This window comes from Pleionea sp. WD8-19 (assembly GCF_055326765.1).
Genome location: NZ_JBUZOU010000005.1, coordinates 160,928 through 185,902, shown reverse-complemented (window position 1 = coordinate 185,902; position 24,975 = coordinate 160,928). Strand labels below are relative to the sequence as shown.

21 protein-coding genes are annotated in these 24,975 nt (G+C 44.5%); 13 read left to right on the top strand and 8 right to left on the bottom strand.

Features of this window, described 5'->3' with window-relative positions; all coding sequences use genetic code 11:
- Position 1: 1 nt before the first annotated feature.
- From ACTUJY_RS08265 to ACTUJY_RS08255, 3 genes are all read left to right on the top strand, one after another.
- Positions 2 to 1,726, top strand: coding sequence for a pentapeptide repeat-containing protein (locus tag ACTUJY_RS08265; RefSeq protein WP_463615604.1), 1,725 nt, complete (start codon positions 2 to 4; stop codon positions 1,724 to 1,726).
- Positions 1,727 to 1,810: 84 nt separating this feature from the next.
- Positions 1,811 to 2,665: a TolB family protein gene (locus tag ACTUJY_RS08260; protein WP_463615603.1), complete on the top strand. Its 855-nt coding sequence runs from the start codon at positions 1,811 to 1,813 to the stop codon at positions 2,663 to 2,665.
- Positions 2,666 to 2,807: 142 nt separating this feature from the next.
- Positions 2,808 to 3,644, top strand: coding sequence for an HDOD domain-containing protein (locus ACTUJY_RS08255; protein ID WP_463615602.1), 837 nt, complete (start codon positions 2,808 to 2,810; stop codon positions 3,642 to 3,644).
- Between the two features lie 96 nt (positions 3,645 to 3,740).
- Here the strand turns inward: ACTUJY_RS08255 and ACTUJY_RS08250 are convergent, their stop codons facing one another.
- The gene (locus tag ACTUJY_RS08250; protein WP_463615601.1) at positions 3,741 to 5,288 is read right to left on the bottom strand and encodes a phosphoenolpyruvate carboxykinase; all 1,548 of its coding nucleotides are present in this window, start codon (positions 5,286 to 5,288) and stop codon (positions 3,741 to 3,743) included.
- 332 nt (positions 5,289 to 5,620) lie between these two features.
- Entirely contained in the window at positions 5,621 to 6,211 is a 591-nt protein-coding gene (locus tag ACTUJY_RS08245) for a thymidine kinase (protein ID WP_463615600.1), read from the bottom strand.
- Between the two features lie 124 nt (positions 6,212 to 6,335).
- On the opposite strand from ACTUJY_RS08245, the gene ACTUJY_RS08240 reads away from it, so the two are divergent.
- Positions 6,336 to 7,172 carry an isopenicillin N synthase family dioxygenase gene (locus ACTUJY_RS08240; protein WP_463615599.1) on the top strand — a complete coding sequence of 279 codons (837 nt, stop codon included), beginning with the start codon at positions 6,336 to 6,338 and terminating at the stop codon, positions 7,170 to 7,172.
- 50 nt (positions 7,173 to 7,222) lie between these two features.
- Here the strand turns inward: ACTUJY_RS08240 and ACTUJY_RS08235 are convergent, their stop codons facing one another.
- The 5 genes from ACTUJY_RS08235 to ispB form a co-directional block, all read right to left on the bottom strand.
- Complete coding sequence (locus ACTUJY_RS08235) at positions 7,223 to 8,452, bottom strand: NupC/NupG family nucleoside CNT transporter (protein WP_463615598.1); 1,230 nt, start codon at positions 8,450 to 8,452, stop codon at positions 7,223 to 7,225.
- Positions 8,453 to 8,640: 188 nt separating this feature from the next.
- On the bottom strand, positions 8,641 to 9,693 hold the full coding sequence (locus ACTUJY_RS08230) for a 2-oxoacid:ferredoxin oxidoreductase subunit beta (protein WP_463615597.1): 1,053 nt from the start codon (positions 9,691 to 9,693) through the stop codon (positions 8,641 to 8,643).
- A gap of 5 nt (positions 9,694 to 9,698) precedes the next feature.
- Entirely contained in the window at positions 9,699 to 11,543 is a 1,845-nt protein-coding gene (locus tag ACTUJY_RS08225) for a 2-oxoacid:acceptor oxidoreductase subunit alpha (protein ID WP_463615596.1), read from the bottom strand.
- Positions 11,540 to 13,333, bottom strand: coding sequence for an FAD-dependent oxidoreductase (locus tag ACTUJY_RS08220; RefSeq protein ID WP_463615595.1), 1,794 nt, complete (start codon positions 13,331 to 13,333; stop codon positions 11,540 to 11,542). Before ACTUJY_RS08220 ends, ACTUJY_RS08225 begins: the two co-directional genes overlap by 4 nt.
- Positions 13,334 to 13,588: 255 nt before the next feature.
- The gene (gene ispB, locus ACTUJY_RS08215) at positions 13,589 to 14,569 is read right to left on the bottom strand and encodes an octaprenyl diphosphate synthase (RefSeq protein WP_463615594.1); all 981 of its coding nucleotides are present in this window, start codon (positions 14,567 to 14,569) and stop codon (positions 13,589 to 13,591) included.
- 307 nt (positions 14,570 to 14,876) lie between these two features.
- Between ispB and rplU the strand changes: the two genes are divergently transcribed.
- The 3 genes from rplU to cgtA all read left to right on the top strand — a co-directional run bounded on the left by rplU (position 14,877) and on the right by cgtA (position 16,713).
- Entirely contained in the window at positions 14,877 to 15,188 is a 312-nt protein-coding gene (rplU, locus tag ACTUJY_RS08210; protein ID WP_463615593.1) for a 50S ribosomal protein L21, read from the top strand.
- Positions 15,189 to 15,207: 19 nt separating this feature from the next.
- Positions 15,208 to 15,465, top strand: a complete 258-nt coding sequence (gene rpmA / locus ACTUJY_RS08205; protein ID WP_463615592.1) for a 50S ribosomal protein L27 — start codon at positions 15,208 to 15,210, stop codon at positions 15,463 to 15,465.
- Between the two features lie 135 nt (positions 15,466 to 15,600).
- A complete protein-coding gene (gene cgtA / locus ACTUJY_RS08200; protein ID WP_463615591.1) occupies positions 15,601 to 16,713 on the top strand; it encodes an Obg family GTPase CgtA in 1,113 nt (370 codons plus the stop codon).
- A gap of 187 nt (positions 16,714 to 16,900) precedes the next feature.
- Here cgtA and rpsT read toward each other — a convergent pair whose 3' ends face one another.
- The gene (gene rpsT / locus ACTUJY_RS08195; RefSeq protein WP_463615590.1) at positions 16,901 to 17,164 is read right to left on the bottom strand and encodes a 30S ribosomal protein S20; all 264 of its coding nucleotides are present in this window, start codon (positions 17,162 to 17,164) and stop codon (positions 16,901 to 16,903) included.
- 178 nt (positions 17,165 to 17,342) lie between these two features.
- Between rpsT and ACTUJY_RS08190 the strand changes: the two genes are divergently transcribed.
- The 6 genes from ACTUJY_RS08190 to fkpB all read left to right on the top strand — a co-directional run bounded on the left by ACTUJY_RS08190 (position 17,343) and on the right by fkpB (position 24,975).
- Entirely contained in the window at positions 17,343 to 18,509 is a 1,167-nt protein-coding gene (locus ACTUJY_RS08190; protein ID WP_463615589.1) for an OmpA family protein, read from the top strand.
- 103 nt (positions 18,510 to 18,612) lie between these two features.
- On the top strand, positions 18,613 to 20,157 hold the full coding sequence (gene murJ, locus ACTUJY_RS08185) for a murein biosynthesis integral membrane protein MurJ (RefSeq protein ID WP_463615588.1): 1,545 nt from the start codon (positions 18,613 to 18,615) through the stop codon (positions 20,155 to 20,157).
- Between the two features lie 87 nt (positions 20,158 to 20,244).
- Positions 20,245 to 21,177: a bifunctional riboflavin kinase/FAD synthetase gene (gene ribF, locus ACTUJY_RS08180; protein ID WP_463615587.1), complete on the top strand. Its 933-nt coding sequence runs from the start codon at positions 20,245 to 20,247 to the stop codon at positions 21,175 to 21,177.
- Positions 21,178 to 21,203: 26 nt separating this feature from the next.
- Entirely contained in the window at positions 21,204 to 24,005 is a 2,802-nt protein-coding gene (gene ileS, locus ACTUJY_RS08175; RefSeq protein WP_463615586.1) for an isoleucine--tRNA ligase, read from the top strand.
- Positions 24,005 to 24,523 (top strand): signal peptidase II, encoded by a 519-nt coding sequence (lspA, locus tag ACTUJY_RS08170; RefSeq protein ID WP_463615585.1) that lies wholly within the window; start codon positions 24,005 to 24,007, stop codon positions 24,521 to 24,523. Before ileS ends, lspA begins: the two co-directional genes overlap by 1 nt.
- On the top strand, positions 24,520 to 24,975 hold the full coding sequence (gene fkpB, locus ACTUJY_RS08165) for an FKBP-type peptidyl-prolyl cis-trans isomerase (protein WP_463615584.1): 456 nt from the start codon (positions 24,520 to 24,522) through the stop codon (positions 24,973 to 24,975). Before lspA ends, fkpB begins: the two co-directional genes overlap by 4 nt.

The following is a 24,975-nucleotide window of genomic DNA, read 5'->3' as shown; positions in this document are numbered from 1 at the left end:
AATGGAGCAGAAAGCGTTAATTAGTATTATTCATCAAGGCAAGGATGCGTGGAACCAGTGGCGTGAGAAAAACTCTATTACCGACGTTAATTTATCTGGGTGTGATTTTTCAAGAACGGATCTTTCCGGCTATGATTTTTCTCAGGCAGACTTGTCATATTGCAACTTTAACAAAGCAAACCTAAGTAATGTTAACTTTATATCGGTAAATTTAGAGCATGCCAACTTAAGTTCCTGTAATTTAGAACAAGCGAACTTTATTGCTGCAGAGCTTTCGAATGCTAATTTAACCTCTGCAAAATTGAAAGGCGCAAAATTTTTAACTGCTCAACTGATTGGAACGAATTTTTCTTATGTGGACTTTTCTGGGCATTGCTTGCAGGGAATGGACTTTCGACAATCAAAACTCTGTGGCACAAACTTGCGCGGTCAAGATTTAAGTGGAATAGACTTTGCCGAAGCGGATCTCTCTCAAGCGGATCTCACGGGTGCAACACTGGAAGATTGTAATTTACAAGGGGCGAATTTGACGAGAGCTCTGTTAGATGACTGTGTTTTGACTGGAGCTCAGCTTAAAGACGTTGACTTGTCTTTTACCAATCTATCCGGAAAAGTGCTAAACAACGCTAACTTAAGTGGTGCTAATTTACAGGAGTGTGATTTACGTCATTGTAGTTTAGAAAATGCGTGCTTAAACAATGCAAATTTGACGGGCTCGAAGCTATTTAATGTTCGTAATTCTGCTTGGTCAATAAAAAACGTTCGTTGTGAAAACGCCTACTGGGATGGAGAGGGTGTGGTTCAATCTCGCTATCGAAGCAGTGAGTTTGAGAAACTTTATTCTGCAGCGATTGTTATTGAACTGAGGTATGAAAAATATTTGGCGCCACATGAATTGGCTTCATTGCCGATTTTTGTTGAGCATTTAGAAGCATGCCACTGGGGAATTAAACTGCGCGTAAAAAGTATTGAAGAAGGGCCTGGTGGCAGTCGCGTAAAAATCGTTGTTCAAGATACGGGCGGGCATAATCCGGAAAAGCTTGAGCAAGAACTAAAGGAAGAGTCCAGTCGGTTATTAGCTGCCCAATTTGCCATGCGGCGTGATCGGCGATTGTTAACCGAATATCGAGAATCCATTGCACAATTAAAAAATCACTTTTGGCCCCAATTGTTGGAGTTGGCAGCAGAAAGCGAGTTAGGACAAATTCGTACTTTTACCGTAATGCTGATGGATCTCAAAGGATTTTCTCGTTGGAAAGGGGAAGAGTTACAAGAAAAGCTCAACTTATTTCGAGGCTTAATTAAACCCATTTTAAAACGCTGGAATGCCAGTCATCCAAATATGGAGGGTGACTCATTAAGAGCTAGTTTTCAGAATGCCGCAACAGGAGTTGCTTGTGCTTGTATGATTAAAAATGTGTTGGAGGCTGCTGGTTTTCCTTGTCGTATTGGGATCGATTTGGGTGAGGTCTATTTGCAACATAATGAGGTAACGGATCAAACCGATTTGTCTGGTGAGGCTGTGAATTTTGCAGCTCGTTTGGAAACGCATTGTGAAGCGGGTGAAGTTTTGGTTTCAGAGCGGGTTTGGCATTTCGTTCGTCAACAGGAAGAGTATTTTACGTTAGAGCCACGGTCTATTCGATTAAGTAAGGGCGTTGGTAATTTGAGAGCTGGTGAAAAAGTACACTGTTATCGGGTCAATATGAAAAAAACGTTGGTTTAATTAGCGTTTTGGCGAAAGCTAGCTCTCTTAGCTAAAGAGCGTTACTTTAAGTTGAGCTTATAATTGATAATAAAGAGAACTAAAATGAAAAGTCGATTTTTAATTTTAACCATCTTGTGCAGTTTTGTAACGATGGTTCACGCAATTCCAGGAACCGATATTTCACTGTTTAAAATTTTAAAGAACGATCAGAAGCTGACTTTACGATGGGAAAAAACGTTAATTAAGCGCAAAGGCTACGACAATCAGCCTGCTTTTTCGAAAGATTCGAAGCGTTTGTTTTATACACGCATGGAAGATAAAGCGACGGATGTCTGGGAAGTTTCTTTAAATGGCGGTCGTGAGAAAGCTGTCACACAAACCGTTGAAAGTGAATATTCGCCAACACCACTTTCAAGTGGCTTATCCGCGGTGATTGAGTATCAAGGTAAGCAGACATTATGGTTATTGGAAAGCGGCAAGCACTCAAAGTTGCTTAGTGACACGATAGAACCCGTAGGGTATCACACCTGGGTTTCAGATAGCTTATTAGCGTTGTTTCGATTGGCCGAGCCGCATGAGTTGGTATTGTTTGATCAAGAAAAAAAACAACAAAAGGTGATAGCTAAAGATATCGGTCGCTGCCTGGTTTCTCTTGCTAATAACCATCAGTTTTTTTTCGTTCAAAATGAGGAAGAACAGAAAACAATCATGCTTCATACCAGCAATATCAATCGTTCGGAGCCTGTTCTTACCCTAAAAAAAGGCAGTGAAGATTTTGCATGGCATCAACGTATTGGATTAATCCACAGTGATGGAAAGCGTTTTTTCTGGTCTCCGAACCCTTATTCAAGCTGGCTTTCGGCGAGTGTTAGTGATGCGCCTGATTTAAGAGAAATATCACGTATGGCGATAAGTCCTGATGGCCAGTGGTTGGCAGTCGTTCATCAAGATCTTTAAACCTTATCCAACACAAAATGTGAATGACTGAGCCCTGTTAACATTCTGTCCAATTAGTGATTTGTGGACTATCTTTAATACCATATAAAAAGATAAGAACGCTTGTTAGCAATTGTTTGTTCATAGGTCACAGGACAAGTCATTGAGCCTTAATTACAACAAAATCATTGAATCTATCCATAAGTCTATCGATGATGGCCGCATTCGTTTGCCTTCCTTTCCTGAAAATTTGATAAAAATTCGACAGGCATTGAACGATCCAGATACTTCCGTTCGCAAATTGGCGCAATTGGTACATACTGATCCGGTACTGGCTAACCGAATTTATTCCATCGCAAACTCGTCAGTTTACGCTTTGAAAACCGATGAAATGACATTATTGTCGGTGATGCAAAAACTGGGAATGAATATGGTCCGCACGGCTATCTACAATCATTGTTTGGCTCAACTGTTTGCTGATCGCCGATTTAAGCGCATTGAAGAAGTTGCGACTTTTGTTCGCAATCGCAGCCTTGAAATTGCGGGGTTAAATTATGTGTTATCCAAGCGCTATGAGATTGGCGACAGTAGCTTAGGTTTGCTGGCGGGTTTGTTTCACAACGTTGGCGCGTTGGTCATAATCAGTTGGCTAGCACAAAATCCGAATAACGAGTTAAGTACGAAAGAGCAAAAGGCGTTGGTGGTAACTGGACAGTACCAATTTTCCAAACGGGTCGTAGAACAGTGGCGAATACCGGACAGCTTAAAGCGAGTAATCGAAGCTGGCGAAGCACAGCTGGAAACACACGATGATGACAATACTTATGTTCATTTGGTTGAAATATCGCGTTGGGTCAGTCGTTTGTTTCGGTCCACGAAAACCATAGAAGATCCGCCTCTGACATCTTTGGCTCTGTTTGCGATTGATGTGGATGACGTTTTACTTGAAAAGGAAGAGATTTTAGCAGATATGGTGAAAGTCATTCAGACAATTCGATGACTGAAAAATGATATATTCCGTTATGAGTATATCGAGTTCACGCAGGAGTAAAAAAAGGTGCGCTATGCGCACCTTGTTAAAGCTTTACTTTATTTCCTAGTGCTGCAAAGTAGGTCCAGCATTTACAATCTCTTCTGGCACATCAAACTTTTTGAAATTGTCGATGAATAGTTGAGCCAGTTTCTTCGCTTCGGTATCGTAATTTTCTGGATTTTCCCAAGTGGACTTTGGATCCAACAATGAGCTTTCGACTCCTTCAACAGCAACTGGGGCTTCCAGGTTCAGAAATGGAATAGAGCGGGTTTCAACATCTCTTAATGTCCCAGATTGAATTGCCGTAATGACAGCACGCGTGGTTGGAATACTAAAGCGTTTACCGCCATCACCATAGGGGCCACCAGTCCAACCGGTATTTACTAGGTAAACTTTTGCATTATTCGCTTCGATACGCTTCATCAGAAGCTCTGCGTAAACACCTGCAGGACGCGGGAAGAACGGTGCTCCGAAACAGGTAGAGAAAGTCGACTCAATCGCGGCCGTTGAACCGATTTCAGTAGATCCGACTTTCGCAGTGTAACCGCTAAGGAAGTGATAAGCTGCCGCTTCTTTACTCAAGATAGAAACCGGTGGTAAAACACCCGTTAAATCACAGGTTAAAAAGATTATCGCGTTAGGTTCCCCCGCCGCATTTTCGTCCACTTTAAGCTCAATGTGATCGCGCGGATATCCAGCACGAGAGTTTTGCGTTAAAGAAACGTCGGTGTAGTCTGGAGTGCCTTGCTCATTTAACACAACGTTTTCAATAATGGTGCCGTGACGAATTGCTTTCCAAATTACGGGTTCATTTTTTTCACTCAAATCGATGCATTTGGCGTAACAGCCACCTTCGATATTGAAAACGGTACCTTCACCCCAGCCGTGCTCGTCGTCACCAATTAAAAAACGAGAAGGGTCGGCAGACAATGTGGTTTTACCCGTGCCCGATAAGCCGAAAAATAAGGTAACATCACCTTTACCATCAGTGTTCGCTGAGCAGTGCATGGGTAAAACATCTTCCGCTGGCAACAGGAAGTTTTGCACAGAGAACATGGCTTTTTTCATTTCACCCGCATAACGCATACCGGCAATCAACACTTTACGTTGTTTAAAGTTAATAATCACACAGCCATCGCTGTTGGTGCCGTCTCGGTCAGGATCGCACTGGAAGCCCGCTGCATTAAGAATTTGCCATTCACCACGGTTATCTGGGTTGTAATTCGTTACACGAATAAACAGGTTGCGTGCGAACAGGTTTTGCCAAGCTGTTTCGGTTCTTACGTTTACCGGTAAAAAGTATTTATCACCTGCACCGACATGTAGAGTCGATTGGAAGTACTCGTCTTTTGTATGGAGGTGCGTTTCAACACGATCCCATAGAGCATTGAATTTATCTTCTTCGAAAGGGCGATTTACATTACCCCAGTCGATTTCTTGCTCGGTGGTGTCTTCCTTAACGATGAATCGATCTTTGGGTGATCGACCGGTTCTTACTCCAGTTTCTACAGAGAGGGCTCCATTGCTGGCAATTTGACCTTCTCCGCGTTCCACTGCTTTTTGAACTAACTCATCAGTGGAAAGATTTAAATGCACCTTAGCTTGTGACATTGAGACTTCCTCGGGACGTTTAAAACATATGGCTAAAAAGTGCGCGCGATTGTAGCAGATGAGGTGGGGCAGATCGAGGACTTTTACCCGAAAAATCCATTTAAAACAGTAGCTTAGTGATTTTAATGTTGTAATTTATTTACAGTATTTTTCAATAGAAACAGGCTTGTACTCTGGTTAAAGGAAGTTAATATCCCGAAGTTTTTGGTTAACCTCTTCTATTTAAAGCAATTAATGGATATGTGAGATGGATAAAAATGATCTTTCTATTACAAAATGGCGGTGAATTAAAGGTAATTTCTGTAAATTTATTACAAAAATGTTACTTATGTTCACTTTACATGCCAGTGGCTCGTTCCCGTTAGATGTTTGTAATGCTTTCGACACAATGAAATGTATTTTTCGTTGCCACCGATTTCAATTTGTTCGCCACTGGTAATAGGTGTTCCTTCGGCGTCTACTTTGGCAATAAAGTTGGCTTTTTTCCCGCAGTGGCAAATGGTTTTTAGCTCAATCAATTTGTCTGCCCAGGCAAGCAATGCCGCACTGCCTTCAAATGTTTCCGCAAGAAAGTCGGTACGGATCCCAAAAGTCAGCACGGGAATATTCCATTTATCGACAATTTCGGAAAGTTCAAAGACTTGTGTTTTGGTTAAAAACTGCGCTTCATCGATTAAGACACAATGAACGTCATGTTCCAATTGATCCAAATGTTTAAGAAAATTAAAGTCACTATTGAATGGGTATGCGTCTTGGCTTAATCCAGTTCGAGATGCAACCACATTTTTACCGTAGCGATTATCGAACTCAGGCGAGTATAATGCCACCGTCATTCCGCGTTCACTGTAGTTAAATGCGCTTTGCAAAAGGTATGTAGACTTGCCCGCATTCATTGATGAGTAGTAAAAGTAAAGTTGTGCCATACGATGAGCCAAGTGGTACGAAACAGGGCCAAGAATTATATCTTTTGCCCTGCTTGATGCAAGCAGTGATCAGAGATTAAACGCCAATGGTCAACAGACCATGAACAAAACGAAATAGAATATTATGCAAATAGTCGATTACAAAAGTGCCGATGCACCGAAACTTTTTGTGGAATCCCTTCGTGAAACTGGGTTTGGGGTATTGGAAAACCATCCGATCGAGCAAAGTTTACTTAATTCGATTTACCAAAACTGGCAAAAATTCTTCGATGGTAAAGAAAAAAATGAATACTTATTTGACGAGGAAAAGCAAGATGGATTTTTTCCTTTTGAAACATCAGAAGTTGCAAAAGGTCACGAAATTCCTGATCTGAAAGAGTTTTACCATGTCTATCCTTGGGGACGGATACCGTCTGACTTAAGCGACGAAATCATGGAATATTATCATCGTACCTCGGCTTTCGCTGCAGAATTATTGGGCTGGATTGAGCAACACAGTCCGAAAGAGGTTTCTGAAAAATATTCCGAACCCTTGTCCAAAATGATTGAGAATACCCCCAACACGTTATTACGCGTTTTGCATTATCCTCCCATGTCTGGACAAGAGCGAGAAGGTGCTGTACGCGCTGCGCCTCATGAAGACATCAATTTAATTACTATTTTGCCAGCGGCCAATGCACCAGGGTTACAAGTTAAAAAGACTGACGGCAGCTGGATGGATGTGCCCTGTAATTTTGGCAACTTAATTATTAATATTGGTGACATGTTGCAGGAGGCTTCGGGTGGCTACTTTCCATCAACCAGTCATCGTGTGATCAACCCGAAAGGTGAAGAAGCGAAGCGTTCGCGAATTTCATTGCCGCTGTTTTTACATCCGAGATCTGAGGTTGTGTTGTCTGAACGATATACTCAGGCGAGTTATTTATTGGAGCGTTTGAGAGAGCTCGGGGTTAAAAGCTAAAGGTTTTTCGTTTTTGCAAAGCGCCAACTTAACGTTGGCGCTTTTTTACTTTATGCAATTGAAATAAATAGGCCCGCGATAGAGGCGCTCATTAAATTGGCTAGCGTTGCAGCCAGCAATGCCTTGAAACCCATAGACGCAATTTCGCCGCGACGCTCTGGCGCCATAGAGCCGACACCACCCAGTAAGATGGCGATTGAGGAAAGGTTGGCAAAACCACACAATGCAAAAGTGACGATAACCTGAGTATGTAAGCTAAGTCCTCCCTGATGGTTCACAAAATCCAAGTAAGCAACGAATTCATTAATAATAATCTTTTGCCCCAAAAAGCTACCGGCGAGATGGGCTTCTTCCCAAGATACACCCATCATCCAGGCAACGGGCTGGAAGACATATCCCAGTAACATTTGCAGCGTTAAGTTTTCAACGCCAACAAAGCTCCCGAGATGACTCAAACTACCATTAATTAAATCGATAAAAGCAACGAAGGCAATTAACATAGCGCCAACGTTTAAGGCCAGTTGCGCTCCTTTAATCGCACCATCGGCTGCGGCATCAATTGCATTGGTTTTCTTTTCAACAGCCGTTTTAGCCATTTCTTCGACATCATTTTTAGGCTGTTCAGTTTCTGGCATGATGAGTTTGGCCATTAAAAGGCCCCCGGGGGCTGACATAAAGCTTGCCGCAATGAGGTATTTCAGTTCGATACCGATACCAACGTATCCGGCAAGAATGGAGCCCGCAATGGAGCCCATTCCACAAACCATTACCGCAAAAAGCTCCGAGCGTGTCATTCGAGATATAAAAGGACGAACGACCAGCGGCGCTTCCGTTTGCCCAACGAAAATATTGGCTGTGGCGCACAATGATTCCGGGCGACTGGTTTTCAGCACTTTACGCAGCCCGCCACCGAGCACGCGGATCACAATATCCATAATTTTTAGGTGGTACAAAACAGCAATTAAGGAAGAGAAAAAGACAATGACAGGCAACACATGGAGAGCAAAAATAAACCCCATGCTTTTTTTATCGGCCAAGCTACCAAATAGAAAATTAATGCTGTTTGCGGTGTAAGACAGCAAGCTGTTAAACGCATCGGAAAACGAAACCAATAAGTCTTTTCCAAAAGGAACATACAGTGCGAAGGCTCCAAGCGCCAACTGCAATCCTAAGGCGCCAGAAACCGTACGCCAATTAATATTTTTCCGCTTGCTTGAAAGACAATAGCCAACTAAAAATATGAAGCCAATGGCCAGAATGCCACGAAGTATTTGTTCCATAGGATTTACTTTTTCTGTTTCGCTGGTGATGCCGATATTGTTAACAGCTGACTGTTCAGCTAAAAAAGAGCCGCATGATACCCTTAAATGACCAAAAACTCTAAAGCTGTGTGAAAATTGACATGAGTTCGAACGAATACACCCCTTATCGAGTCGATATCAATAAGGGGGCACTTTGACAAATGCCGTTAACGAAAGCTGTCGTTAATGGTTTCGAGCACCTTAGTACCGGGGCAAAGCTCTGATTCCGTTAACGAATTCAAAGGCTTATCGGTGGTACCCATTAACTCGTGAGTATCGGGTGTTTGTGGATTTAAATACAGCAACCCGGTCAGGATTTCTCCTTTTTCTTTGTGTTTCTCAATTTCGTTCATGGCTGAACGGGGGCTGGAAAAGTTCAGATCGGGAGAGGCTTTGTGAAGTCGAACCGCCGAACCGTCGTGAAGGGTGATTTCTTCGGTTTGGCCGGGCTCGTATTCAGTGGTAATTTCTTGCTTGAGTGGAACGAAGTCAAATGTGCCGGTGGCGTTCATATGATCGCGAACGTAATCATAACTTTTGGTAGAGGACGTGGTGTTATTGAATGTCACGCAGGGTGAGACGACGTCAATTAATGCAAAACCGCGGTGAGAGACAGCTGCCTTTATCAGAGGGATCAGTTGTTCTTTATCGCCCGAAAAGGAGCGAGCGACATAACCTGCTCCTAACTGAATGGCTGTTTCACACAAATCAATACCGGAGTAAGGATTGGGAACGCCTTTTTTACCAGCCGATCCACGATCGGCGGTAGCCGAGTCTTGCCCTTTGGTAAGGCCATAGCATCCGTTATTCATAACGATGTAGACCATGTTCAGGTTTCGACGTACGACATGCGCAAACTGTCCCATACCAATGGATGCCGTATCGCCATCACCGGAAACACCAATATACACCAGATCACGATTAGCCATATTAGCGCCGGTCGCCACCGATGGCATGCGGCCGTGTACCGAGTTGAAGCCGTGAGAATTACCTAAAAAATAGGCGGGCGTTTTCGATGAACAACCGATGCCGGACATTTTTGCTACGCGATGTGGCTCAATGGATAGCTCAAAACAGGCTTGTAAAATCGAAGCGCTAATCGAGTCGTGGCCGCAACCCGCACATAAAGTGGAAAGTGCGCCTTCGTAATCGGCGCGTGTATAACCGATTTCATTAACGGCGAGTTGAGGGTGTCGAATAGTAGGGCGAATAAAACTCATAACAATTAACCTCGCTCAGCCTGTTGCAGCGGCGTAACTTTAGCCTGATCCAAAACATTGACAATGTGCTGTTGGATAAAGGTCGCAGTGATTGGCATTCCATCGTAATTGAGTATGGAAACCAAGTTTGCAGGGTTGACTCCTAGCTCATTGACCAGTAACGACTTCATTTGCGCGTCCCGATTTTGTTCAATAACAAAAACAAAATCGTGATTGTCGATGAAGCGTTTAACATCGTCATTAAATGGAAATGCACGAATTTGCAATGCATCAATGGCTTGTTCTTCGAGCTTCAATTGTTCGATGGCTTCTAATGATGCATCGGTCGATGTACCAAAGAAGATGGCGCCCACATGCGACTTTTTCTCGGCTTTGAATTCGATAGGAGCGGGGACCAGCTTCTTTGCGGTTTCCCATTTCTTTTCCAGTCGCTCCATAGAACGAACATACGCAGCGGAACTTTCGGTATAAGCTGCGTACTCATCGTGCGACGAACCGCGGGTAAAGAAGCTGCCTTTGGTTGGGTGCGTACCAGGAATGGTTCGATAGCCTATGCCATCACCATCTACGTCCAGGTAACGTCCCCAGCGTTCAGACATATTGTCGAGTTGTTCTTTGGAAAGCACCTTGCCGCGATTGTAAACGGTGGCGTCGTCCCACTCAAAGGAATCACAAATGTTATCGTTCATGCCCAAATCCAAATCGCTCAAAATGATCACCGGCGTTTGCAATTGCTCGGCCAGTTCAAAAGCTTGAAATGACATATCGAAACAATCTTTCGGATTTGCTGGATACAAACAAACTTGTTTGGTATCGCCATGAGAGGCGTAAGCGGCAGGCATAATATCGGACTGTTGGGTTCGAGTGGGCATACCCGTCGAAGGGCCAGTACGCTGTACGTCAATTAATACGGCAGGCACTTCCGCAAAATAGGCGAGTCCTAAAAACTCTGCCATTAAGGAAACGCCAGGACCTGACGTTGCGGTAAAAGCGCGGGCACCATTCCAACAAGCTCCGATGACCATGCCCATGGCGGCAAGCTCATCTTCTGCTTGGACAATAGCGTAATTTTTCTTTCCTGTTGCAGGATCAATGCGCAGTCGCTTGCAATATTTTTCGTAAGCATCGACAACCGACGTTGATGGAGTGATGGGGTACCAACCCGCAACCGTTGCACCAGCGTAAATCGCTCCGAGTGCCGATCCGGTATTACCATCAACCAGAATTTTGCCTTGATTTAAATCACGCTTTTCTACTTTTAAGCCGCAAGTATCGGTGAAGTGTTCTTGTGCATAACGATAACCCAACTCCAACGCATGAATATTGGGTGTAATGAGCTTCTCCTTTCCACGAAACTGATCTTTTACCAGCTGTTGAAACACTTCAAAATCAATCTTTAACAAATAAGAAAGGGCGCCCACATAAATAATGTTTTTGAATAATTGACGCTGGCGAGGATCAGAATATTCAGCAATGCAGATTTCCGTCAAGGGAATGCCAATCAGATGAATATCACTGCGCTTTAAAGCGGGTGGCAGAGGTTTGGTGTTATCGTAAAGAAAATAGCCTCCCGGTAAGACTTCTTCAAAATCTTGTTTGAGCGTCTGGCCGTTAGTCGCCACCATAAAGTCGACACCTCCTCGACGCCCAAGGTATCCTTTTTCACTGACACGAACTTCGTACCAAGTGGGTAAGCCCTGAATATTGGAAGGAAAAATATTTTTCGGGCTGACCGGAATACCGGATCGAAAAATCGATTTTGCAAACATGTTGTTCGCGCTGGCGGAGCCGGTACCATTAATGTTGGCAAATTTGATTACAAAATCATTAACTGCTTCTATTTTGCTCATTTTGCTTTAGCCTCTGTGGTTTGTCCGGCTTTAGTCACTGAATATAAAAACTTTTGCATATCCCAAGCCGAGGTTGGGCATCGCTCGGAGCAAAGTCCGCAGTGCAAACAAACATTTTCATCCTTCACCATGACACGCCCTGTTTTTAGGTCGGTCGATACGTAAAGATCTTGTTCCATATTGTTGGCTGGAGCTTTCAGCCGAGAGCGAAGATCCGACTCGTCGCCATTTTGGGTGAAGTTAATGCAATCGGTAGGGCAAATATCGATACAGGCATCGCACTCAATGCATTTTTCCGCAGTAAATACGGTTTGAACGTCGCAGTTGAGGCAACGCTCTGCTTCGTTAAACGCTTGTTCCAGATCGAAACCTAATTCCACTTCCATTTTTCGATCCGATAACGCTTTGGCTTTGTCCGCTAAAGGAACGATGAACCGATCGTCATTAGAGACATCATTGTCATAAATCCACTCGTGAAAACCCATTTTTTGAGTAATCAAGTTTGTCCCAGGTGCTGGACGTTCTTTAATATTGAGACCATTGAGCATCATGTCGATGGACAGAGCTGCTTGATGGCCATGTGCGACTGCTGTAATGACGTTTTCCGGACCAAAAGCTGCATCACCACCAAAGAAAACTTTTGGGTTGGTGGATTGGAAAGTGACTTTGTCTACTTTTGGCATGTCCCATTCACCAAACTCTATGTCGATATCTCGTTCTATCCACGGAAATGCGTTTTCTTGACCAATTGCCATTAATACATCATCGCACTCCATAAATACGATTTCTCCGGTCGGTACCAAAGATCGTTTTCCATTTTCATCGTAAACGGCTTCTACTTTTTCGAAGTTCATGCCGACCAATTTGCCTTTTTCAACGACAAACGCTTTAGGAGCGTGGTTTTCATAAATGGGGATGTCTTCATGCTCGGCGTCTTCGATTTCCCAAGGCGATGCCTTCATATCGGATTTAGGACTACGAACCACAACGCGCACATCTTTACCACCTATACGCTTGGAGGTTCGGCAACAGTCCATCGCCGTATTACCGCCGCCAAGTACCAGCACTTTTTCACCGATACTCTTGGTGTGTTCAAAAGCGACATTCGCCAGCCACTCAATTCCGACATGAATGTTGGCGCTGCCTTCGTCGCGACCGGGAAGCTTTTTCAAGTCACGCCCACGTGGTGCTCCAGTGCCAACAAAAATGGCATCGTATTTTTTATCTAGAATTTCTTTCAGGCTGGAAACATAGGTATCGAAATGAGTGGAAATGCCCATATCGAGAATGTAATTGACTTCTTCATCGAGCACAGTTTCAGGAAGCCGGAAGGATGGGATTTGGCTGCGCATAAAACCGCCGCCTTTGTATTGGGCATCGTATAAATCGATTTCATAACCCAAAGGTGCTAAGTCTCGCGCTACCGTGAGTGATGCTGGGCCCGCGCCTATTAAGGCAATACGCTTTCCGTTTTTCTGCTCAGGAATTTTCGGCATGCGACTTTTTACTTCATCTTTAAAGTCAGCAGCGACCCGTTTCAGTCGACAAATGGCAACCGGCTCTTCGTCAACGCGCCCTCGACGACAGGCTGGTTCACAAGGGCGATCGCAAGTTCGACCTAAAACGCCTGGAAACACATTTGATTCCCAGTTGATCATATAGGCGTCGGAATACCGTCCGCGCGCAATCAGGCGAATGTATTCTGGAACCGGGGTATGGGCTGGACAGGCGTATTGGCAATCAACGACCTTATGAAAATACTCTGGATTTTGGGTATCTGTTGGTTTCACTCGTACCTTCTTCCTTACACTGTGTAGCGTTTATTATTGGTATTGTCTGTCTTGGTTGTTATGCAGCGCCGGACTTTTATACGTGTTGTTTCCGACGCTTGCTGATCCTTCAGTCAATGAACAATGAGTATGCCATTGACGCTGTGCACGTTGTATCATATTTTCCGGGTAAAGAATATTCCGACCAGTGGATTAAACGTTATGTAAAATGGAAACCGTTTAAAAAACAATCATCACTATAAACGTTGTTGTTGCTTAATGTTTTCTGAGTAAGGCTAACTGAGCCAACTGAACAAAAGCTTGCTTAAACTCCGATTCTGGAATGTTTCGAATGGCATCTAATGCTTTCTCAGTGAATGTTTGTGCGATTTGTCGACAGTAATCCAATGCGCCAGTTTCTTTAATGGTCTTTAGAATACTATTGATTTCGCTGGTATCTCCCTTGCTAATCGCCTGTCGAATGGTTGATGCCTGGCCTTCGTTACCATGCATCATCGCGTACATGATTGGTAACGTGGGTTTGCCTTCTGCCAGATCATCCCCTACATTTTTGCCCATTTCTTCGGCTGTGGAAACATAATCCAATAAATCATCGACCACTTGAAACGCCATTCCTAAGTTGAGCCCGTAGTTGTGCATCGCTTGACGTGCGCTTTCTTGACCAGCAATGATGGCACCAAGCTCACAAGCGGCAGCGAACAATATCGCGGTTTTGCGACGAATGACTTCGAAATAGTCTTGTTCAGAAATGTCGGGCTCATTGCAGTTCATAAGCTGCAAAACTTCACCTTCAGCAATCAAATTGGTGGTATTGGCAAGCAGATTCATTACTGGCATGGAATTGACACAAACCATCATCTGAAAAGCACGAGAGTATAGAAAGTCACCAGTGAGAACACTGGCTTCATTGCCGAACATCGCGTTTGCCGTTTCTTTCCCTCGGCGAAGATCGGATGCATCGACTACATCATCGTGTAGCAAAGTCGCGGTATGAATAAACTCTATCACCGCAGCGAGTGTATGATGGGCCTCTCCTTTATAGTTGAGAGCGTTCGCCGCCATTAATACGAGCAGTGGACGTAATCGTTTGCCACCACTGTTAACGATATAAAAACCAAGTTGATTGATCAGCGCGACATCCGACTTAAGTTCTTTTAAAATCAATTGGTTAGTAGCTTCTATATCGGATTTTAATAAGCGTTTGATAAAGTCGAAGGAAGGGGCTTGAGCTGACATTTCAGGCAATTTTTTTGTTTTTTGGTCGATTGAATGGCACCGCATCCTAGGTGTAAGGCGTAGGCAGGTCAAGTTTAAATTCCGAAGGATCGCTTTTTAGGTAGCGCAAAGCCGCTCTAAAAGCCGCTCCACAAGTGGGGTAAATGAGGCGATTAGCTTGCGCTATACTGTTAAATCCCGTACAATTCGCGCCCTTCGATGTGTATCGAATTGAATATTAACAACGCCCACGAAAGTGGTTTTAAGCGAGATTCAGTTAGTTTGACGAATTTCACCACATTTTGGGGTAAGACTGGAGAAGTACGACATGTACGCAGTGATTCAAAGCGGTGGTAAACAACACCGAGTTAAAGAAGGTCAAACAATCAAGCTGGAAAAACTGAATGTTGAGACTGGCGCTTCGTTTGATTTTGACAAAGTATTATTGGTCGGCAGTGGCGAAGACATTAAAGTTGGCGCACCTTATTTGGACGGTGCCAAAGTGACTGCTGAAGTTGTGTCGCATGGTCGTCACAAGAAAGTAAAGATCATTAAGTTCAAACGCCGCAAGCACCATATGAAGCAAATGGGGCATCGTCAGTGGTTCACTGAAGTGAAAATTACTGGCATTAACGGTTAATTAACGTAGGAGAATACTCATGGCTCATAAGAAGGCTGGTGGTAGTACCCGTAACGGTCGCGATTCAGAATCGAAACGCTTGGGTGTGAAACGTTTTGGCGGTGAAACCGTTTCTGCGGGCAGCATTATTGTACGTCAACGTGGCACTCAGTTCCATCCTGGCGATAATGTCGGTATCGGTCGTGACCATACTTTGTTTGCCAAGATTGACGGTCAAATCAAATTTGATGTAAAAGGCCGATTGAATAGAAGAATGGTAAGTGTGATTCCTGCGTAATTTGCGGTTATCGCTTATACTGAAGCCTCGCAATTGCGGGGCTTTTTTGTGTTCCGATTACATCGTTGGAGCGAGGGGTGAAATGAATAGTCGTTTCGCAGTCAAAGTCTCCGAAGATCTTGGAAACTGAATGATATGAAATTTGTTGATGAAGTCACCATAAAAGTAGCGGCAGGCGATGGTGGTAACGGTTGTTGCAGCTTTCGTCGTGAAAAATACATTCCTAAGGGTGGGCCAGATGGCGGTGACGGTGGCGATGGTGGCAGTGTTTACCTGGTTGCAGATAATGAAATCAATACCTTGGTTGACTATCGTTACGAACGATTTTACCAAGCCGAGCGTGGTGAAAATGGTCGCGGCGGTAATTGTACTGGTGCAAAAGGAGCCGACCGTATATTGAAAGTGCCAATCGGAACTCAGGTAAAGGATGTGAATACCGATGAAGTTATTGGTGATTTGAAAGAGCAAGGACAAACCTTAATGGTGGCTCGCGGCGGTTGGCATGGGTTGGGTAATACTCGATTTAAAAGCAGTGTGAATCGTGCGCCTCGCCAAACAACGCATGGCTCGGAAGGGGAACGTCGTGAGCTTTGCTTAGAGCTTAAAGTTTTGGCCGATGTAGGGTTGTTGGGTTTACCGAATGCCGGTAAATCGACGTTTATCCGTCAGGTTTCTGCTGCCAAGCCGAAAGTTGCCGATTATCCGTTTACCACGTTAGTACCAAATTTGGGAGTAGTGCGTCCGGAGTCGCATCGCAGTTTTGTTATTGCGGATATCCCTGGAGTGATTGAAGGAGCATCGGAAGGTGCTGGTTTAGGCGTGCGTTTTTTAAAGCATTTGGCTCGAACCGAATTATTACTTCACTTGGTTGACTTGATGCCGTTTGACGAATCCGATCCGGTAAGCAACTTTAAAGCGATTGAAGAAGAAGTGGCCAAGTTTGCAGATTCCAGTGAGCCTGAATTGGCTGAAAAACCACGCTGGTTAGTACTGAATAAAATGGATTTGCTAAACGATGAAACTGAGCGAGAAGATAAGTGCCGCTCGTTTGTTGAGTCAGTACAATGGCAAGGGCCGGTCTTTTATATTTCAGCCGCGACTGGTGAAGGGACACGGGAACTCGTATGGGCAATTATGGAGCACGTTGAAAAGCAGCGTCAGTTGAAGATAGATCAGCAGAACAATGTCGATCCAGAGGCTGCAATTGAGCCACCCCCTTTTATGACTGAAGATGAGCGACCTGAGTAAATCAAGGAGCGTGGGAAGGTAAAGCTACGTGAAGCTAAGTTTGCGAAGGCAGGGCGAAAAAGCCTTAAGTACAAACCCCGCTGAAAAGCTTGCGTAAAGCGAACCATTGTAAAAACTTACAGATACAAAAAAACCGGCAGCAGCCGGTTTTTGTTTCTTTAAAGGCTTATTTCAAGCGATCAAAGAATTAAGCCATCGCTTTGATTTTTGCAGCCAGACGACTTTTATGACGCGCAGCTTTGTTTTTGTGGATCAGACCTTTGTTTGCCATTCGGTCTAAAACACCAGAAACGCTTGTGAAAGCAGTTTGCGCTGCTTCTTTGTCACCGCCGCTAATTGCAGCAATGGCTTTTTTCAGATGAGTGCGCATCATAGAGCGACGGCTCGCGTTGTGCTGACGACGACCTTCAGCCTGACGGGCACGTTTTTTGGCAGATTTGATGTTAGCCAAGGTTATACTCCTGCAAATAGATTGCGATCCAGAAATTTGAGGCCGCGAACTATGCCTGTTTTGTATGTGATTGTCAAGTCTAACTAGGGCCGTTGCGTTTGAAAAATAGCAGTGAATATTTTCTAGTGGTATGATGAGTCAAAACATCAAGGCTGTTAATAAAAATCGGGAGCAAACAATGAAAAATGCCGTAATAAGTGCTGCTTTACTGTCGTTTAGTACCGTGTCATCCGCTGATATTGATCGCAATGTGTACTTTTCCATTCTCGGAGGTATGCAGGACTTCCATTCCAGTAACACCAATAATGGCAACATAATGAGTAATTCGCTTGATGAAAGCGACGCTATAGCTGCCGAATTGGGATTTATGATCACCGATCATGCTGCTTTTCAACTCAGTTATACGAAGCTTAACCCGAATGATGCGACCGCATTTGGTAATGAAGACATGACAATGCAATCGTTAGATTATATGTATTACTTTAAAACAGATAGCGACGGCGGGCCTTTCCTTCGGCTCGGAATTGGTAAATATGAGTTTGAAGATGAGTCTGCCGGCGGTGGTTGGAAAGAGTCGGATATTGGTCGATTAGGTTTGGGGTTTGAGTCTGCTTTATCGGATGCCTTCAGTTGGCGAGGTGAAATTGGGGTGATTCGTGACGATACAACTGAGCGTTACGATACGCAGTTGTTGGTTGGATTCAGTGTCAATTTTGGTGGCGGCTCCAACGATTTCAAACCGGTGGTGGTGGCGCCGGTTGAAGTCGCAGAAGTGAAAACGCATGCACGTGGTGACGCCGATAACGATGGCGTATTTGATGATGTCGATCAATGTCCGAGCAGCCGTGCTGGTGTATCGGTGGATTCTCGTGGTTGCGAGCTGGACAGTGACGGTGATGGCGTACTGAATTCGGTCGATGCCTGCCCGGCAACGCCGGTTGGAGCCAAAGTCGATAAAAGAGGTTGCCGTTTAGTGCTTGAAGAAACGGTGCGCATGACCCTGGAAGTGAAGTTCCAAAATAACAGTAGTTCACTACTGCCCGAGTTTAGTGCTGATATTTCTCGTTTGGCCAAGTTTATGACAGAGTACCCCGATACCAGTGTGGTCGTTGAAGGGCACTCCGACAGCATTGGTAAAGACAGCTACAATCAGTGGCTTTCGGAAAAAAGGGCACAAACGGTCGCCAATGAGTTGGTAAACCGATACGGTATCGATTCTGGCCGAGTGTCAGCCATTGGTTATGGTGAGTCAAAGCCCGTTGCGGATAACAATACCGCTTCGGGTCGTGCATTGAATCGCCGTGTAGAGGCGGTGATAGAAGCGACGGTTGCCAAGCCTCAATAAGTAAAACTTTTCGCTTTTACGCGGAAAGCTAAACAAGCTCAAGGGCCTCTGATATTATCGAGGCCCTTTTTATTTGGCTAGTGGATAAAGATAGGAAATATTCTTGAAAAAAGGCAGCTTACTTAGGTCCGGAATTGTCGTCAGTACCATGACATTATTGTCACGAGTGTTGGGTTTGGTGCGCGACATAGTAATAGCCAATGTGTTAGGAGCGCAGGCCGCAACCGATGTGTTTCTAGTAGCACAAAAGATCCCTAACTTTTTACGGCGTCTTTTTGCTGAGGGGGCTTTCGCTCAAGCGTTCATACCGGTACTGACAGAGTATCAGCAATCAGCTGATCGACAAGCTGTATTGCAATTGGTGAGTCGTGTAGCCGGGACACTCGGTGGTGTATTGCTGCTGGTTACGATAATCGGTGTGGTGGGCTCTCCAGTGCTGGGGGCAACTTTTGGAATGGGTTTTTTACAAGATGGTCAGACGGAAAAGTTTTATCTGGTATCGGATCTAATCAAAATTACGTTCCCCTATCTATTTTTTATCAGCTTAACCGCGTTTGCCGGTAGTGTTCTCAATTCACTTGGACGATTTGCTGTTCCTGCGTTTGCGCCGGTTTTATTAAACCTTTGTATTATTGCTGCAGCCATCTGGGTTTCACCGATGTTGAATGAGCCTGTTGAAGCGCTTGCGTGGGCGATTTTTGTTGCTGGAGTGTTACAGTTGTTGCTGCATCTACCTTTTCTTTGGCAAGAAGGCTATTTGGTTAAACCGAGCTGGGGGTGGAAAGACTCGGGAGTCCGAAAAATATTGAAGTTAATGGCACCCGCAATGTTTGGTGTGTCTGTGTCACAAATAAACCTGTTGCTCGACACTATGATTGCTTCATTTTTAGTGACGGGAAGCATTACCTGGCTGTATTTGTCGGATCGTATGCTGGAATTTCCGCTTGGTATATTTGGTATTGCGATCGCGACCGTTATTTTACCGAGCTTGTCGCGGGAGCACGCTGCCAAGAATCCTCAACGTATGAACCAGCTATTGAACTGGTCACTGCATTCCGTCTTTTTGATTGGATTACCCGCTGCTATTGGGCTGTTTGTATTGGCAGAGCCGGTTATGCTGACGGTTTTTCAGCATGGCCAATACTCATTAAGCGATGCTTATTGTTCCTCTTTGAGCCTGCAGGCCTATGTGGTCGGTCTTATGAGTTTTATGTTTATCAAGGTGCTGGCAACAGGCTATTTTTCAAAGCAAAATATGCGAACGCCGGTGAAAATAGGGATTATTGCAATGGTCGTCAATATGGCATTTAACTTGTTGTTATTTAAGCCTTTCGGGCACGTTGGACTGGCAACGGCAACGGCTATTTCGGCAACCGTTAATGCGGCACTTTTATGGTTAGGGCTTGTGCGCGATCAAACGTTAAAGATGGATCAACGGTGGTTGTGGTGGTTGATACGCGGACTTTTGGCAGCTGGAGTGATGATGGCTTTTCTCATTCTAATCATGGGGGACATGGGTGATTGGCGTAATGCATCTACTATTGAGCGAATTCAACAGTTAACCCTGTTGATTCTGGGTGGTGGAGGCGTTTATCTGGTTGCATTAGTGTTGCTTGGGCTGCGGCTTAGTGATTTACGTTCTCAATGAGCTCTGTTGTGAGTTAGGGCAATGAGTTATAATCCGGCGCTTTTCGCAAGTATGGTGGGTATTCGATAATATCATGAACGGTTGGTTATGGAGCTGATCCGGGGACTGCAAAATTTAAAGTGTCAGTCGGCAGGTTGTGTTGCAACGATTGGCAAGTTTGATGGTATCCATTTAGGGCATCAGCAAATCTTGGAAGCGGTCACCAACCAGGCACGAGAAAGAAGCCTCTCTTCCGTGGTGATTTTATTTGAGCCGGATCCACAAGAATATTTCGCAGGCGAAAAAGCACCCGCAAGATTAACTCGCTTTCGTGAAAAGTGGGAGCAATTGAAGAAACGGGGGGTGGATAAAGTCATTTGTTTGCGATTTGGACAAAAGTTGGCGACGATGGCGGCGGAAGCGTTTATTGATGAAGTATTGATTCGGCAATTAAAAGTGAATCATTTGATAGTTGGTGATGATTTTCGTTTTGGAAGCGAGCGTAAAGGGGATTTTGACTTACTCAAGGCCTATGGTCGAAACCACTTTACGGTTCAACCAACTGAATCTATCCGGCAAGGCTCAGCTCGTATCAGCAGCACCTTGATCCGTGAAAAGCTGGCTAATAATCAGTTGCAAGAAGCACGACTGTTGTTAGGTCGAGATTACAGTATTTGTGGGCGAGTTGCACATGGCGACAAAGTGGGTCGAACGATCGGTTTTCCGACTTTGAATATTCCGCTGTTGCGTAAAGTGTCTCCTGTTCGAGGTGTTTACTTAGTCCGGGTTGAGGGTATTGGAGATAAAGCGCTTTATGGTGTTGCTAATGTTGGTCATCGACCTACTCTGAACCAGGTAAAGCCAAGACTCGAAGTTTACTTATTTGATTTCGAGGGAGATTGTTACGGCAAAATGTTACAGGTCTCATTTTTAGAGAAAATTCGTGAAGAAAAAAAGTTTGAATCTTTAGCAGAATTGAAAAAGCAAATTGCGGCAGATGTCGCTCAAGCAAAAGCAATGTTTTCGCAATATACGAAATAAATTTAGGTTAATACTTGGACAAAACTATGGCTGATTACAAGCATACGCTGAACTTACCAAAAACTGACTTTCCGATGAAAGCGTCATTGGCTCAACGCGAGCCAGAAATGCTGAAAAAATGGCAAAAGCAAGGTATTTATCAACAAATTCGCAACGCGTGTGCAGGTCGACCAAAATTCATTTTGCACGATGGCCCTCCTTATGCCAACGGCAATATTCATATCGGCCATGCTGTAAATAAAGTACTGAAAGATGTGGTCATCAAATCGCGCAGTTTAAGTGGTTTTGACGCACCTTATGTACCTGGGTGGGATTGTCATGGCTTGCCCATCGAACATAATGTGGAAAAGAAAATCGGTAAAGCGGGCGTTAAAGTACCGTTTGATAAGTTTCGAGAAAAGTGTCGTGAATATGCTGCTAAACAAGTCGATGGTCAAAAACAAGATTTTATCCGACTGGGTGTTTTTGGTGATTGGGAGAAACCTTACCTCACGATGGATTATAAGTTTGAAGCCAATATCGTACGCGCACTTTCAAAAATCGTTGCCAATGGTCATTTGCACAAAGGTGTTAAGCCGGTTTATTGGAGTGTCGTAGGTGGTTCAGCATTGGCAGAGGCTGAAGTAGAGTACCATGATAAAACCTCGGCTTCGATTGATGTTCGTTTCGTTGCAGACTCCGCATTATTAGAATCGTTCAATTATGTTAACGGTCATCATTTACCTGTTTCCGTAGTGATCTGGACAACCACACCTTGGACTTTGCCTGCCAATCAAGCGGTTTCTGTGCATCCTGAATTGGATTACGCCTTGGTTAAAGCTGATGCGGGCCAAGGGGAAGAACTGTTGGTATTTGCGCGTGAAATGGTTGAGTCAATTATGTCGCGCTATGACATTGAGCGGTATGAAGTCGTTGCGACTGCGACAGGACACGAGCTGGAAAACTTAACCGTACAGCATCCGTTTTATGAAAAGCGTGTTCCTTTGATTTGCGGAGAACACGTGACCACTGAGGCGGGTACCGGATTGGTGCACACTGCGCCGGATCACGGTGCAGACGATTTTGCTGTCGGTAAAAAATACGGCCTCGAGATCTTAAATTATGTGGGTGCCGATGGCGTATATTCAGACGCCACTCCTGTGTTTGCGGGAGAGCATGTATACAAAGTGGAAGACAAAGTTTGTGATTTGCTCGCTGAAAAGGGAGCTTTACTTCGTAAAACTAAGCTAACTCACAGCTACCCACACTGTTGGCGCACCAAAACACCGCTCATCTTCCGCACGACACCGCAATGGTTTGTTAGCATGGAAAAAAGTGGATTACGTGAGCAAGCATTAAAAGAAATCAAAAATGTTCAATGGGTACCCGAGTGGGGTCAAGAGCGTATTGAAGGTATGGTTGACGGTCGGCCAGACTGGTGTATTTCTCGTCAACGTACTTGGGGTGTTCCGCTGTGTTTGTTAATTGATAAGGACACCGGTGAACTGCACCCTGATTCACAAAACATTATGGAGAAAGCTGCACAAGCGATTGAAAAGAGTGGCATTCAAGCTTGGTTCGATTTGCCGATTACGGATTTGATTGAAGAGAATGTCGATCAATACATGAAAATTGATGACACTTTGGATGTTTGGTTCGATTCTGGTGTGACGCATGCTTGTGTTTTGGCGGTGCGAGAAGAGTTGCAAGAGCCTGCTGATATTTATCTTGAAGGAAGCGATCAACATCGAGGGTGGTTTCAATCATCCTTACTGACAGGTGTTGCGATTAATAATCATGCGCCTTACAAAGCGGTGTTAACGCATGGCTTTACCGTCGATGAAAAAGGCGAAAAGATGTCGAAATCGAAAGGCAATGTGGTTGCTCCTCAAGAAGTGATCAATCAATTAGGTGCCGATGTGTTGCGACTTTGGGTGGCGGCTTCGGATTATCGCGGTGAAATAGCGGTATCCAACGAAATTTTAAAGCGAACCAGTGATACTTATCGGCGTATACGAAACACCACTCGATTCTTGCTTTCCAATATCGACGGCTTTAATCCAGAAACTGATCAGGTGACGCCAGAGGAAATGTTGCCACTGGATCGTTGGGCGGTAGACTGCGCACTGCAAGTCCAGAATGCCATTAAAAATGCCTATGAAACCTATACGTTTTGGCAAGTGGTTCAGTTAATACAGAACTTCTGCTCTATGGAAATGGGCGGTTTTTATCTGGATATCATTAAAGACCGTCAATACACGGCCAAACAGGGCAGTCTTGCGCACCGCTCTTGTCAAACGGCCATGTACCATATCGTACAAGCTTTGGTCCGATGGATGGCTCCGGTGTTAAGTTTTACGGCGGAAGAGGCCTGGGCATACTTGCCAGGGTACAAGGGTGACACGATTTTTATTGAAACCTGGTATGACGGATTATTTGAATATGAAGACGGTCTTTTAACCAAAAACGACTGGGAAAAGATCGCACGTGTTAAAGAAGCGGTCAATAAGTCAATCGAAGCCATGCGCGTTGCAAAAACAATCGGCGGTTCTTTAGAAGCCGAAGTGACTGTTTTTGCTCGAGGCGATTATTTCGAAAGTTTGAATAAATTAAACGACGAATTGCGCTTCATTCTTATTACTTCTCAAGCTGTTGTTGTGAGTGATAAGGGCGGTGAAGCCACAGACATTGAAGAGATCGGGCTTTCAATCACCGCTTCTGTTCACCCAAAGTGTGATCGGTGCTGGCACCGGCGAGAAGATGTTGGCACCCACAATTCACACGCAACATTGTGTGGACGTTGTGTGGACAATGTTGAGGGGGAAGGCGAAATAAGGGAGATTGGTTGATGCTGGCTAAAATAACCGGAAGCGGTTTGCGCTGGTTATGGATAACTCTGGTTGTCTTTGTGGTTGATCAATGGACCAAGTTATGGGCGGATGAGGCCCTGGCCGGTGGTCGAATCATCGAGGTGCTGCCACACTTTGACTTGCGGCTGGCGTATAATTATGGCGCTGCTTTCAGCTTTTTGGCTGATGCTGGAGGTTGGCAAAAATGGGCACTATCGATTTTCGCTATCGTGATCAGTGTGGTGTTAGTGGTTTGGTTGAGTCGATTAAAGTCTTCTGAGCGTTGGCTGGGTGTTGCGTTGTCTTTAGTTTTGAGTGGAGCCATCGGTAATGCATTCGATCGCATTAATTACGGGTATGTCATCGACTTTATAGACTGGTACGTATCCAAAAACGGCTATCACTGGCCAGCCTTTAATATTGCCGACTCGGCTATTTTTATTGGTGCTGTGATGTTGGTGATCGAAAGTTCATTTATGCAACCTACTAAGAATGATAAAGCTGTAGAGTCAAAATGATTAATGAAGTTGTATCGCAAGGTTCCACGGTTTATACCCACATGACACTTATGCTGGAAGATGGGAGTGTTGCCGATTCAAGCCGAGCCAATGGTAAACCCGCAGTTATCGTTATGGGGTCAAACTCAGTCAGCGAAGCCATGGAGCAGCATTTGGTAGGAATGAAAGTTGGTGAAAGCAAAAAGTTTACTTTAGATGCTGAGGATGCCTTCGGAAAACCCATTCCCGACTTGATTCACTTTATGGATATGCATCAATTTCCGGAAGACATCGAGTTGAAAGAAGGGACGGTTGTTTCGTTTGAGCAGCCCAATGGTAGTAGCATGCCCGGTATTTTAAAGGAAATCCGTGGGCACTCCGTAAAAGTGGATTTCAATCATCCATTAGCTGGACAGTCGATCACTTTCGATATTGAAGTTTTATCCGTCGACCAACCTCCGGAGGAGAAATAA